Origin of the sequence: Vibrio sp. 1159 (assembly GCF_033340395.1) — a bacterium.
GTDB classification, from domain to species: domain Bacteria; phylum Pseudomonadota; class Gammaproteobacteria; order Enterobacterales; family Vibrionaceae; genus Vibrio; species Vibrio alginolyticus.
On sequence record NZ_JAWOWL010000026.1, the window covers coordinates 66,680 to 78,811 of the forward strand.

The 12,132-nt window shown below is 46.3% G+C and carries 9 protein-coding genes and 2 pseudogenes; 9 read left to right on the forward strand and 2 right to left on the reverse strand.

The window, feature by feature from the left end; genetic code table 11:
• Positions 1-13 precede the first annotated feature (13 nt).
• From R7127_RS18560 to R7127_RS18570, 3 genes and pseudogenes are all read left to right on the forward strand, one after another.
• Positions 14-667 (forward strand): annotated as a pseudogene (locus R7127_RS18560) (potassium channel family protein).
• 1 nt (position 668) lies between these two features.
• On the forward strand, positions 669-2,033 hold the full coding sequence (locus R7127_RS18565) for a TrkH family potassium uptake protein (RefSeq protein WP_033906747.1): 1,365 nt from the start codon (positions 669-671) through the stop codon (positions 2,031-2,033).
• 247 nt (positions 2,034-2,280) lie between these two features.
• Entirely contained in the window at positions 2,281-3,207 is a 927-nt protein-coding gene (locus R7127_RS18570; protein WP_005392445.1) for a LysR substrate-binding domain-containing protein, read from the forward strand.
• A 94-nt stretch (positions 3,208-3,301) separates the two neighbouring features.
• Here the strand turns inward: R7127_RS18570 and R7127_RS18575 are convergent, their stop codons facing one another.
• On the reverse strand, positions 3,302-5,038 hold the full coding sequence (locus R7127_RS18575) for a BCCT family transporter (protein ID WP_318142049.1): 1,737 nt from the start codon (positions 5,036-5,038) through the stop codon (positions 3,302-3,304).
• Positions 5,039-5,356: 318 nt separating this feature from the next.
• Here R7127_RS18575 and R7127_RS18580 point away from each other — a divergent pair, with 318 nt between their 5' ends.
• From R7127_RS18580 to R7127_RS18605, 6 genes and pseudogenes are all read left to right on the forward strand, one after another.
• Entirely contained in the window at positions 5,357-6,544 is a 1,188-nt protein-coding gene (locus R7127_RS18580) for an aromatic ring-hydroxylating oxygenase subunit alpha (RefSeq protein ID WP_033906748.1), read from the forward strand.
• 1 nt (position 6,545) lies between these two features.
• Positions 6,546-7,982, forward strand: a complete 1,437-nt coding sequence (locus R7127_RS18585) for an aldehyde dehydrogenase family protein (protein ID WP_064376745.1) — start codon at positions 6,546-6,548, stop codon at positions 7,980-7,982.
• 142 nt (positions 7,983-8,124) lie between these two features.
• Positions 8,125-8,286: pseudogene (locus R7127_RS18590) on the forward strand (rubredoxin); the annotation flags it as partial.
• Positions 8,275-9,558: an NAD(P)/FAD-dependent oxidoreductase gene (locus R7127_RS18595; protein WP_236716949.1), complete on the forward strand. Its 1,284-nt coding sequence runs from the start codon at positions 8,275-8,277 to the stop codon at positions 9,556-9,558. The pseudogene R7127_RS18590 and the gene R7127_RS18595, both read left to right, overlap by 12 nt.
• Before the next feature lie 12 nt (positions 9,559-9,570).
• Positions 9,571-10,887, forward strand: coding sequence for an NAD(P)/FAD-dependent oxidoreductase (locus R7127_RS18600; protein WP_042521596.1), 1,317 nt, complete (start codon positions 9,571-9,573; stop codon positions 10,885-10,887).
• A complete protein-coding gene (locus R7127_RS18605) occupies positions 10,884-11,234 on the forward strand; it encodes an ethanolamine utilization protein EutQ (RefSeq protein ID WP_017635301.1) in 351 nt (116 codons plus the stop codon). The genes R7127_RS18600 and R7127_RS18605 overlap by 4 nt, the downstream gene beginning before the upstream one ends.
• Before the next feature lie 226 nt (positions 11,235-11,460).
• Here the strand turns inward: R7127_RS18605 and azu are convergent, their stop codons facing one another.
• Positions 11,461-11,913 carry an azurin gene (gene azu / locus R7127_RS18610; RefSeq protein WP_005375211.1) on the reverse strand — a complete coding sequence of 151 codons (453 nt, stop codon included), beginning with the start codon at positions 11,911-11,913 and terminating at the stop codon, positions 11,461-11,463.
• Positions 11,914-12,132: the final 219 nt, after the last annotated feature.

The window sequence follows — 12,132 nt, forward strand, 5'->3', positions numbered from 1 at the left end:
GTTAGGTATTGATATGGCTCACTTTACAGTAATTGGTCTAGGGCGATTTGGCGTTGCCGCCAGCTTAGAACTTATTCATCTTGGACACACCGTAACGGGGGTGGATAGCGACCCGAAAATCGTCGAAAAATACGTCGAAGAGTTAACGCAAGCGGTCATATGTGACGCAACAGACGAAGGTGCACTCAGAGAGTTAGCGTTAGCGAACAGTGATGTGGTGTTGGTGGCGATTGGCGAAGACATGCAAGCCAGTTTGTTGTGTACTCTGGCGCTGAAAAATCTGGGTGTGAAATCTATTTGGGTCAAAGCTAGCACCAAAGCGCACCATACCATCGTGTCTAAGCTTGGTGTACAACGCATTATTCATCCGGAAGAGGAGATGGGCGTAAGAGTCGCGTAGGCACTCAACTATCCGATGGTGAACAACTATTTGGAAATGGGGCATGGTTTGTATGTGGTGGAAATCCACGTTAAATCCAATCTGCACGATACACCGCTTTCTAAGTTGATCAGCCGAGGCAGTTACAACATTCAGCCGATATTGGTGAAGCGCGAAGAAGCCGTCTACACCAATATCAATGATGAGTTTGTGCTTAATGAGTTCGACACGCTGTTGCTTTGCGGTAGTCGCGCTGAGCTGAAATACGTCGCTCCAAGGTTGGTGTAACATGGTTTTGTGGCATCCCTCTATTATCCCACTCGAGCGAAAACCCAAAGCGGGCAAAAAATTGTTGGGCGCACCGCCATTAATACTTAGCCTCAGCTTTGCGTGCTTGATCATGCTCGGCACGGTCTTACTCAAACTGCCGATTGCCACCACAGAGCCCATCACTTGGATTCAAAGCCTGTTTACAGCAACATCGGCCATTACGGTGACGGGATTAGTTGTGGTAGACACGGGCACGGCGTTTACGCCTTTTGGGCAAGTGGTTATTGCTTTTCTGATTCAATGTGGTGGCCTAGGTTTAATGACGTTTGCCATCGTGACCTTGCTGGCTCTGGGCGGAAAAATTGGCTTTTTGGAGCGAGCCGTCGCGAGAGAGGCGTTCAACCAAACTGATTCATCGACACTCATTGCCACCGCTAAATCTGTATTGATGTTCGCTCTGCTCGTTGAACTTATTGGTTTCACTATTTTGAGCGTTTATTGGAGTGAAGAGCTGGGCTGGAAAACCAGTTTGTTCCATGGTTTCTTCTACACCATCAGTGCGTTTAACAATGCAGGTTTTGCGTTGAGTGCCGATAGCTTAATGCCTTACGTGGACGACCCGATCGTTAACTTCACCATTACCAGTTTGTTCATTATTGGTGGTTTAGGCTTCTCGGTTTGGATTGACTTAAAACGCAATCGCCGTTGGCACCGACTCACCGTTTACAGTCGAATGATGATCTTAGGCACGGTGACCATTAACGTGGTGGCACTTATCGCGATTTACCTGATTGAATATGACAACCTCAACACGCTTGCCCCTTTGAGCGAAGCAGGGAAATGGTGGGCATCGTGGTTTCAAGCGGTGACGCCAAGAACGGCGGGGTTCAATACTTTAGCTATCGATCAGTTGGAAGATGCCACAACGGCGATCATTCTGGTGTTGATGTTTATCGGCGGTGGTTCATTGAGTACGGCAAGTGGCATTAAAGTTGTGACATTTATGGTATTGGTCTTGGCAACTTACAGCTATTTGCGTCGCGATGAAGCAACCTATGCCTTTCAACGCGAGATTCCCAAAGAGACCATCAGCAAGGCATTGGCGCTGACTCTGATCTCGGTGGGGGTGACTTGGTTTGCCATATTCACGCTGTTACTGACAGAGAAAGCGTCTATGTTAGATATTATGTTCGAAGCGGTCTCGGCACTGGGTACGGTTGGGTTATCGCGAGGCTTAACGGGCAGTTTGTCCGAACCAGGTGAGTTAGTGATCATCTTCATGATGTTTATGGGACGATTAGGGCCTCTTACATTAGCGTACTTCTTAGCCAGTCCAAGAAAGAAAAAAGCGCGTTACGCGAGTACTAAACTGGCAATAGGGTAAATGGGCTAACTCGTACAAAGTGAGCAAAAGGCTAGGCAAAAGAGGAGTAACTGCTCCTCTTTTTGCGCTCGTTGTAGCCACGAAACTGTATACGGCGGTCTCTCTCACAACAATTTATGATTCATATCTATTTTTTATCATTTATAAATTGTCGTTTTTGAGGTGTTGTCCAGAATGGCATTATCCACGTGCAACATAAGATTGCCGGGAATAAAAATAATTACAATACTGCCTTACTGGAAGATACATGAAAATTAAACCCCTCCCACCTTTAAATAGCCTCGTTGCGTTTGAAGCGTCGGCGCGGCACTTGAGTTTTACGTTAGCCGCTGACGAGCTAAACGTGACCCAAGGTGCTATCAGTCGCCAAATTAGACAATTAGAAGAATACTTAGGCAAGGCTATGTTCACGCGAGCCAATCGAAGCATTAATTTAACGCCTACAGGTCTTCAATATTATCAAGCTGTCAGCCAATCTTTGCTCGATATTGCTCAAATCACGGGTGAAGTGAAGAAGTGGCAGGGCGAACAAAAGATCACGGTTGCGACGACAAATGCAATGGCAGCCTTGTGGTTGTTGCCTAAGGTTGCCCAATTTCAAAATGAACATGATGACATCGATATAAGGATATTGGCCTCAGATAATGTGTTGGACTTACGCCGATTAGATTGCGATATTGCCTTGTTTTATTGTCGTACTCCACCTGCGGAAATGGACGTGACAACGCTATTCTCAGAAGAAGTATTCCCTGTGTGTAGCCCGCTTTATCTAGAGAAAATCGGCCAGCCTAGTGAGCCAGAAGAAATCTTCAATAAAACGTTACTCTATCTGGAAGAGTCTCAAAGAGATTGGGTGAATTGGGAGCAGTGGTTTGCGAGTGTAGGATTGCCAAATATTTCGCCTCGTAATCGCATGAACATCAATAACTATCCAATGCTGTTACAAGCGGCAATTAATGGTCAGGGCATCGCGTTAGCCTGGGGCTCATTAGTGGACGACTATTTACAAAGCGGCGCTTTGGTTAGGCCAGTCGAACACGTGCTTTCAACACCTTCCAATTTTTCTATGCTTGAACCTAAAAATAGAGGTTTAATCCCAGCCAGCGTCAAACGTTTTAGAGAATGGCTTTTGCATCAGTTGCCAGATGAGGTAGGTGATCGAGGCTTAGCTTAAATCAATAAGCAGAGAAAATAACAGAGTTTGGTAATGTTAAAAAAGCGGGAATATCAGTTCCCGCTTTGTTTTAATTGATTGATGAAACGACGCACTAACTTAGTACTGGTCCCTGATTGAGTGTGGAATCACTTTTTTGTGAGGATCTTAAAGCGATAGGCTCGGAAGCCACTGTTTTGCTTTCAACAAGCGGTTCAACAGGACCATCAAGTTTCTCTTGCTCTGGGTGAACATGCTCAGGCAGCATTGCCCATGGCTTAGGTTCGCGTCGAATACTATGAAACAGCGTTAAGCTCATCACCGCGATAAAAATGGCGATAGGGAAACCGGCAATAATGGAGGCCGTTTGCATTGCTTTTAACCCTCCAGCGTATAGAAGTACTCCCGCAATGGCTGCGATCATGATCCCCCACAATACGCGTATAGAGGTAGGAGGCTCACTGTGCCCAGCGGCATCGAGGGTACATAGAACCAAGGTACCCGAGTCTGCGGAGGTAATGAAATAAGTACCGAGCAATAGACACGCAAGTACGCTAAGTAGTTTACCAAACATACCTGTATCTAGATTGTCGAATAGCGTAAACAAAGCGCGTGTCGTATCGGCTTTAGTCGCTTCAAGAATCGGGCCGCCAGAAAAATCCGCAAGTGGTGTTTGTTTGGCTTCTTGTGCCGCAGTGACTTGCTCTTGATGAGCAACACGAGCGTCTTGCTCTACCTTCAACGCTGCACCACCAAATACTGAAATCCATAAGAACGTGATCAGCGTGGGTACGATGAGAGCACCGCCGATAAGTTCACGTATTGTGCGTCCTTTAGAGATACGAGCCACAAACATGCCAACGAAAGGTGCCCAAGTCATCCACCAAGGCCAGTAATAAGCCGTCCACCAGTTTTGCCAGCCAGAGTCATTCTGTGCATCGCTCCATAAGCTCATACCGACAATGTTTTGTGCATAAAGCCCCGTACTTTCGAGTAGCGTATTTAAGATATAGCGAGTTGGACCAATGTAAAGTACGACTAGCACGAGTGCGAGTGAAAGCAGCATGTTCCATTCTGATAAACGGCGAATACCTTTTCCTACACCAGATAGCACCGACGCAACCGCACAAGTACAAAGGGAAACGATAATAAAGAGTTGAATCCCCAAACTAATGTCTAGACCAAAGGCTTGATTCAAACCAGAGTTTATTTGGATAACTCCCATCCCCAAGGTTTGAGAGATACCGAAAGCAGTCACCGCGACTGTTAGGATATCAACCGTGTGTCCGATAGGCCCATAAATACGATCACCAATCAAAGGGTACAAGATAGAGCGTAGGGTAAAAGGCAGATCTTTACGGTAGGAAAAGTAAGCTAATGCGAGTGCAACAATGATAAAGACAGACCAAGGATGTAGACCCCAGTGAAAGAATGTCAGTTTCATTGATGTTGTTGCGGCTTCATTGGTCAGGCCTTGAGTAAATGGGTTGTCAGCGTAATGCCACATCGGTTCGGCGACCGACCAGAAAATTAAGCCTATCCCCATGCCTCCGGAAAAAAGCATGGATACCCAAGACAAATAACTAAACTCTGGTTTTTCGTCATCTTTACTCAAACGAATATGCCCATATCGACTAACCATAAGGTAAAGAAGAAAACCGACAACGAGTGAAACAAGTCCGATGTAAAACCACTTCATATTCTGTAGCAAAATACCGGAAATCGTTTCGAAGTATTGGCCCGCTTGATTGGCGAGAATGGCGCAGAAAAGTACAAAACCGATAACGACGATCTTTGATGCGATTGTCACAGTCGGATTGAGTCCTTTCAATATCCCAGATGTTGCTCTCATAGGCATCCCTCACAGTGCGTTTGTTTTAGCGTTATTGTTTGTTGCGTTATTGTTAATTTTTGAAAGAGAGTAGAGAGAGGGCTTTTGTGTTTCAACTGATTAATACTCATCGGTTAATGAGTATTAATCATGATAAGAAGATTATTGTTAATTAAAAGGTTATTTTTTGCTCGAGATCAATGCATGAATGACAAAAACTCATCCAAGCCCGGCGAAAAAGTCGTTTGTTTGTTGCCGGGTTGTTAATCAAAATCATCTCCACTAACACAACACGATGTTGTACGCACTGGATGCAACTCGACTCTCGGAGATAAGAATATGAGCAATGTCAACCAAACCATTATTCCTGTTGAACTTGTTGATAATGTACTGAACCCAATCAGTGAAGCAACAGGAATGCCGAATCAGGCCTACACCAGCGAAGAGTATTTTACTTTTGAGCGTGATCAGGTGTTTGGTAACACTTGGGTATGCATTGGTTTTGCATCAGACCTGCTTAAAAATGGTTATGTAATGCCACTTGATTTCATGAATCTTCCACTACTCATGATGAGAAATCGTCAAGGTGAAGTCCAAGTCTTCCACAACGTGTGTAGCCACCGAGGTATGAAGCTGGTTCATGAGGCAGGCGAAGTTCAAGGCATGATTCGCTGTCCTTACCATTCATGGACGTACGATCTTGACGGCAATCTAAAAGGCACACCACACATCGGTGGTATCGCAAAACACAAAGATGACCGATTTAAGTGTGAAAAGCATGGCCTTAAGCCACTTCGTTCAGCTGTTTGGATGGACATGGTATTCGTCAACTTATCGGGCAAAGCAGAAAGCTTTGAAGAGCATATCGCGCCGCTAGAGCAACGTTGGCAGCAATTCTTAGGTGAAGAAGGATTAGGGCTTCTTCGCCGCGTGAACATGGGTGGCAACTTAGAGATAGAAGTGAAAAGTAACTGGAAGCTTGCCGTAGAAAACTACTGTGAAGCTTACCACTTACCTTGGGTGCATCCGAGTTTGAACAGTTATTCTCGCCTAGAGGATCACTACAACATCATGTTTGCAGAGCGTTTTGCTGGCCAAGGTAGTCTCGCATACAACCTCTCTGATACTGCAGGAACACACTTACCTAAATTTCCAAGCTGGCCAGAAGATAAACTGCGTCATGCAGAATATGTTGCACTCTTTCCAAACGTGTTGCTTGGTATTCAAGCCGATCATGCCTTTGCGATGATGATTGAACCAATCACTGCGAATAAGAGTGTTGAGCACCTACGTGTCTCCTATGTGGGTGATGAAGCAACGAAAGATGAGTTCGCTGCGTGCCGTACTGCTACCGTTGAGTCATGGCGAGTCGTATTCGGCGAAGATATTGGAGCGGTCGAGGGCATGCAGGAAGGTCGTTACTCACCTGGCTTTGGTGGTGGTGTGTTCTCACCAGAAATGGATGTTCCGACGCATTTCTTCCAAACCTGGTTGGCAAAGCAAGTGAAAGCGGCACTGGAGCAGTAATATGATGCATTACCTTAATTATATTGATGGTGAGTGGTGCGATTCAGAGCAAGCGCTGACCGTCATGAACCCTGGCACAGCCGAAGCGTATGCGACGATTGCAGAAGCCACTATCATCGATGCAGATCGCGCAATGGCAGCGGCACGTCGAGTAGTCAATCAAGGTCTTCTTTCGGACGTTCGTCCAGCCGTCAGAACCGAGTGGATGTTAAAAGCCGCCGCGGCTATTCGTGAAATGGTTGATGAAGGTGGGCTAGTTGCCTGCCGTGAAAATGGGAAATCTTTGCAAGATGCCAAAGATGAGTTTTTAGAATCGGCACGTTACTTCGAATACTACGCTGGCATGGCCGACAAGCTGGAAGGCTCGTCAATTCCGTTGGGTAAAGATTATGTCGATTTCACCCAATATGTGCCGTTTGGTGTGTCAGTGCAGATTGTGCCGTGGAATTTCCCAGTTTCTATTTGTTCACGCTCATTAGCACCTGCATTAGCTGCTGGTAACGCAGTGGTGATCAAATCGCCAGAGATTTCCCCACTCGCTATGACGTTGTTGATTAAAGCGATTGAAAAAGCGGGCTTCCCAAAAGGCGCGATTAACTTGCTATGTGGGAAAGGCTCCGTAGTTGGCAGCCACTTGGTGCAGCATCAAGACGTTGATCAAATTGTCTTTACAGGTTCTGTGCCGACCGGCCAACGCATACTGAAAGACTCAGCTCAACGCGCCACACCATCTGTGATGGAGCTGGGTGGTAAATCGGCCGCTATCGCACTGAAAGATGTGAGTCTCGAAACGCTTTTACAAAGCGTACAAGTCGGCATCTTCTTTAATGCGGGTCAAGTGTGTTCAGCGATGTCTCGACTTCTTGTTCAAAAAGAACGTTATGAAGAAGTGAAAGCGGCTGTAGTGGAAATGGCACAAGGCCTAACTATTGGCCAAGGCGAGAGCCAACCAGATATCACGCCACTGGTTTCCGCTGATCAGCAAGCACGCGTGCTTGAGATGATTGAACAAGCAAAAGCCGACGGCGCGAACATCCTAACGGGTGGGTACGCCCCTGATTTGTCGGGTTACTTTGTGGCACCGACGGTGATTGAAGCCTCACCAGATATGCGTATTGCTCAAGAAGAAGTGTTTGGCCCTGTACTGGTAATTACACCGTTTGAAACCGAACAAGAGGCTGTTGAAATCGCGAATGGCACCGATTTTGGCCTGGTTGCTGGTGTCTTTGGTGAAAGCCTAAACCAAACATTGCGAGTGGCACAGCAACTGCGTGGTGGACAAGTGTTCATCAATGAATGGTTTGCTGGTGGCATCGAAACACCATTTGGTGGCGTGGGCTTGTCCGGGTTTGGGCGAGAAAAAGGACAAGAAGCGATTTATAGCTACGTCCAGACACGCAATATTGCCATTCGTTTGCAGCAAGACAGCAACGTATAGCCACCGTGTAACTGTATTTTCATCACCTCGTACCGGCTTGGACTTCAGACCACAAGCTAGGGCGAGGTTGATGGAATCACAACAAATCTGACAACGGTTTGTAAACACGGAAATTCTGAACAAGGTAGTTGGAGTATAAGTGATGAGAAAGTGGCTCTGTATTATTTGCGGCTTAATCTATGATGAAGCACAAGGTTGGCCATCCGATGGCATTGCACCAGGAACAGCATGGGAAGATGTACCGGATGACTGGTTATGTCCTGACTGTTTAGTGGGTAAGGCCGATTTTGAAATGATCGAAATTACCGACGATGCGCCACTAGAAGAGGTTGCAGCGGTGTCTTCGGTGTCGGTAGAAGCGTCTGTTCAGCCAAATACGGCTCAGCCTCTTCCATCTGAAGTTACTCAACCTGTATTCTCAAATGACCCTATCGTTATCATCGGTAGTGGCCACAGTGGTTACCAGTTGGCGGCGGCACTTAGAGCACAATCCGAGACGGTTGCTATCACCGTCTTTACCGCTGATGATGGCGCTTTGTACAGCAAACCAGCATTGTCTAATGCACTGGTCATGAATAAAGACGGCGACGCGCTACAAAGTGAGAGCGCGTTGGAGTGGGAAAGCCGTCTCAATATCCGAGTTTACCCGCATACCCGTGTTGAACAGATCAATCGTGCCAATTCAACGTTACATACCTCCATCGGTAAATACGCCTACAGCCGCTTGGTACTGGCAACAGGTGCATCACCGATTGAAATCCCAATTGAGGGCGATCGCTCTTGGGTTATGAGTGTGAACGACTTAGTTGATTACCGCCGTTTCAGAGCGGAGCTGCAAGACAAAAAGCGCATCGCGATCCTAGGTGATGGCTTAATTGGCTGTGAGTTCGCAAATGATCTGATCGAAAGCGGTTATGAAGTAACAGTTATCGGGTTGGGTCAATGGCCAATGGAGCGTTTGATCCCGCAACAGTTGGGTGAATCATTACAAAGCGCACTTGCCGATCGAGGCGTGCAATGGGCTCTACAAGACAGTATCACCAGAATCGAACCAAGGTCGGAATCTAGTGCGGTTTTACATCTAAACAGTGGCAAGCAGATTGAAGCAGATCTAGTGCTGAGCGCGGTTGGACTCAAGCCAAATGTTTCTCTGGCTGAGCGCGCGGGGCTTGAAGTTGGCCGGGGCATTAAAGTGAATCAATTCGGCCAGACGAGTGATGAGAATATTTACTCGCTAGGTGACTGTGTTGAAACTGAGCAAGGTTGGCAGCCCTATATTGCACCGATTAATCAAATGATCCCTTCTGTAGCGAAAAGCTTGCTAGGCGATGTCGCCCCTATCTCGTTAACACCAACTCCAGTGATTGTAAAAACGCCGATTCTTCCACTCACGATTTTCCCGGTAGCCGCTGAAGAACAGGGACAATGGTACATCGAGACCCAAGCAGATGAATTGACCGCTGCGTTTTATTCACCAGAAGGAGCAATGCTCGGTTTTGCGTTGCTAGGAAGAAAAGTACAGTCATTACGCGGCCCTTGGCTAGATCAATTGTCATTGAAACTGTCAGTAGCGTAGCGGAGAAAAAAGATGATTCATTTACCCAATGATGACGTGACGTGTGGTTGGTACCATGCGTTGCCAAGTATTCCAGAAAAATCGGCGTTAAAAGGTAAACAAAGTGCTGACTATGCCGTGTTAGGTGCCGGTTTCGCAGGCCTAGCTATGGCAAGACGTTTAGCTGAACTTATGCCTAATGCACGAATTATACTGATTGATGCGCAACGTATCGGCCAAGGGGCTTCAGGAAGAAATTCGGGCTTTGTTATCGATTTGCCTCATAAGTTTTCACTTGAGCATCCCGACCCTGAGCACAAACAAAAGTTATTGTCGCTCAACCGTTCTGCGATTGCTCAGCTAAACACTTTAGTGTCGAAGCACAGTATTTCTTGTCAGTGGTCAGCAAAGGGCAAATATCAAGGAGCCGTAGGCGCGCGCGGTGAAGCGTATCTCGATCACTTTGAGCACCTAATGAAAGACCTTGGCGAACCATACTTCCATGTTAATGGCAGTGAGCTGGCGAAAGTCTTGGGAACAAACTACTACAGCCGCGCAATTTACACGCCAGGTGGTTATTTAATGCAACCTGCTGCTTTGGTGCGTGGGCTAGGGGAAAGCCTTCCAGAGAACGTCGAGGTGTTAGAGAACTCGCCAATCCGCAAGCTCAGTAAAGAAAACGGTTGCTGGGTATTACATGGAGATAGTGGCTCTGTTGAAGCCCCTGAACTGCTGCTTGGGACCAGCATTTTTACTCGGGAGTTTGGTTATCTTAAAAACAGACTACTTCCAGTGATGACGTTTGCAAGCTGGACGCGTCCATTGACCGACGCAGAAATGCAACGATACGGAGGTGAGCTGAATTGGGGGTTAACTCCAGCTGATCATGCGGGAACGACGTTACGTATGACCGCCGATCGACGTATTTTGATCCGCAATACTTACAAACACGTGCCGAAATATGGCTCAAGCATGAACGATAAAGTCAGAGAACAAATTCGCGACGATCATCGTCAAGTCTTTCTGGCGCGTTATCCCGAGCTGGCCGACGTACCATTTACTCACACATGGGGTGGGGTGTATGCAATCTCTCGTAACTTTACTAACTTTTTCGGTCAATTAGATGAAGGTGTTTATGCCAGCGCTTGTGACAATGGTGTTGGTGCTGCGTGGGGAACCATTTCTGGAACACTGTTAGCTGACTATGTCGTTGGTGCGACATCTAAATCATTGGATGACATACAGCAAGTGACAGGAATGCCTTGTTTGAATCCGCCAGAGCCTTTTTTAGGTTTGGGAGTAAAAACGCGTATCCAATTAGCAAAATGGCAAAGCCGGAGTGAATTATGAAGCCAGTCAAACTTGTTGATAGTAAAAGTCTAGATTTCAATGTTCGTGGTGATACGCCGGGAATGGCGTATGTTGCCAGGGCGTTAAGCCCAGAAATTTCACCAAACATAGGCGTAGGCTTTGCTAAATGGGAAGGCGCTAAAGTGGCTTGGACAGTGCTTTATGATGAGGTTATTTTCGTGATTGAAGGCTGTTTCGAGCTGACCGCAAATGGTGAAACACATTTTGTGCACCCAGGTCAGATGCTGTGGATACCGGAAGGGACTGAATTGGTTTATGGTGGGCATGCTCTGTTCGGCTATGTGGTTCATCCAGGAAACTGGAAAGAGTTACATGGTATTGAATGACTTTTATCATTTAGTAGTGTTTCGGAAAGGCAAAACAAAAATCCGATTTTTACCCATGAGTTTTCGTAAAAGAACTTAATCTCAGTGGAGCAAGGGTTTCTTACTTGCTATGTTTCTTGGTCACGTTTCCAGACGTGTTAGACCTTTCTCAATTGCTATTTTATCTATCAAAAAGGGAAGCCTTGGCTTCCCTATAATGAGTCTTCTTTTGGCTTGGCTGAATCTTTTATTTTAGCTCAAATTTACCCTGCATGATTGCCCAGTGACCCGGGAACGAACAGAAGAATGAATAGTCACCGCCGGCTTTCATTTTCTCAGTACTGAACGTAATGCTGGTGCTTTCACCGCCACCAATTACTTTTGTGTGAGCGTAGACGCGATCATCATTTGGTTTTACGTAGTTATTTTCTGCTCCAGCTGCCATGCCATCAGTACCGACTGCTTGTAGGTTGGCTGTGTCAGAGATGACCACGTTGTGACCCATCGATTGCGCTGGCATCTTACCTGTGTGATTCAGCGTTAGTTTTACCTCTTTACAAGTGGCTGGTACGCTCAATGTTTTAGTAGAAAACTGCATCATATCGTTAGCATCTAATGACACTTCACACTCGGCACTGGCTTGGGCACCAAAGCTCATTCCTACTAATGCGAAGGTTGTTGCTAATAAACGTAAAGACATATAACACTCTCCATTTTGTATTTTAGGCTGACTTGGATTGATCTTATCCAATAGTTCTCATTATCAGCCAATTTTCACTCCAAAAACGTGCTTCAATCGGTATATTGACGTTTTGTTGCAAGCTTGTACTGGTCAGTTCCGCGTAACTATTCACCCAGGAGCTATTGACAGCAAATTTATGTGACTGAGTTAACTTGATCCCACATTCAACTTGAGTGA

Excerpts from the sequence above, each read along its gene's own strand:
- R7127_RS18600 (WP_042521596.1), top strand. The coding sequence starts at position 9,571 with ATGATTCATTTACCCAATGATGACGTGACGTGTGGTTGGTACCATGCG.
- R7127_RS18595 (WP_236716949.1), top strand. The coding sequence starts at position 8,275 with ATGATCGAAATTACCGACGATGCGCCACTAGAAGAGGTTGCAGCGGTG.
- R7127_RS18570 (WP_005392445.1), top strand. The coding sequence starts at position 2,281 with ATGAAAATTAAACCCCTCCCACCTTTAAATAGCCTCGTTGCGTTTGAA.
- R7127_RS18565 (WP_033906747.1), top strand. The coding sequence starts at position 669 with ATGGTTTTGTGGCATCCCTCTATTATCCCACTCGAGCGAAAACCCAAA.
- R7127_RS18580 (WP_033906748.1), top strand. The coding sequence starts at position 5,357 with ATGAGCAATGTCAACCAAACCATTATTCCTGTTGAACTTGTTGATAAT.
- azu (WP_005375211.1), bottom strand. The coding sequence starts at position 11,913 with ATGTCTTTACGTTTATTAGCAACAACCTTCGCATTAGTAGGAATGAGC.
- R7127_RS18605 (WP_017635301.1), top strand. The coding sequence starts at position 10,884 with ATGAAGCCAGTCAAACTTGTTGATAGTAAAAGTCTAGATTTCAATGTT.
- R7127_RS18575 (WP_318142049.1), bottom strand. The coding sequence starts at position 5,038 with ATGAGAGCAACATCTGGGATATTGAAAGGACTCAATCCGACTGTGACA.
- R7127_RS18585 (WP_064376745.1), top strand. The coding sequence starts at position 6,546 with ATGATGCATTACCTTAATTATATTGATGGTGAGTGGTGCGATTCAGAG.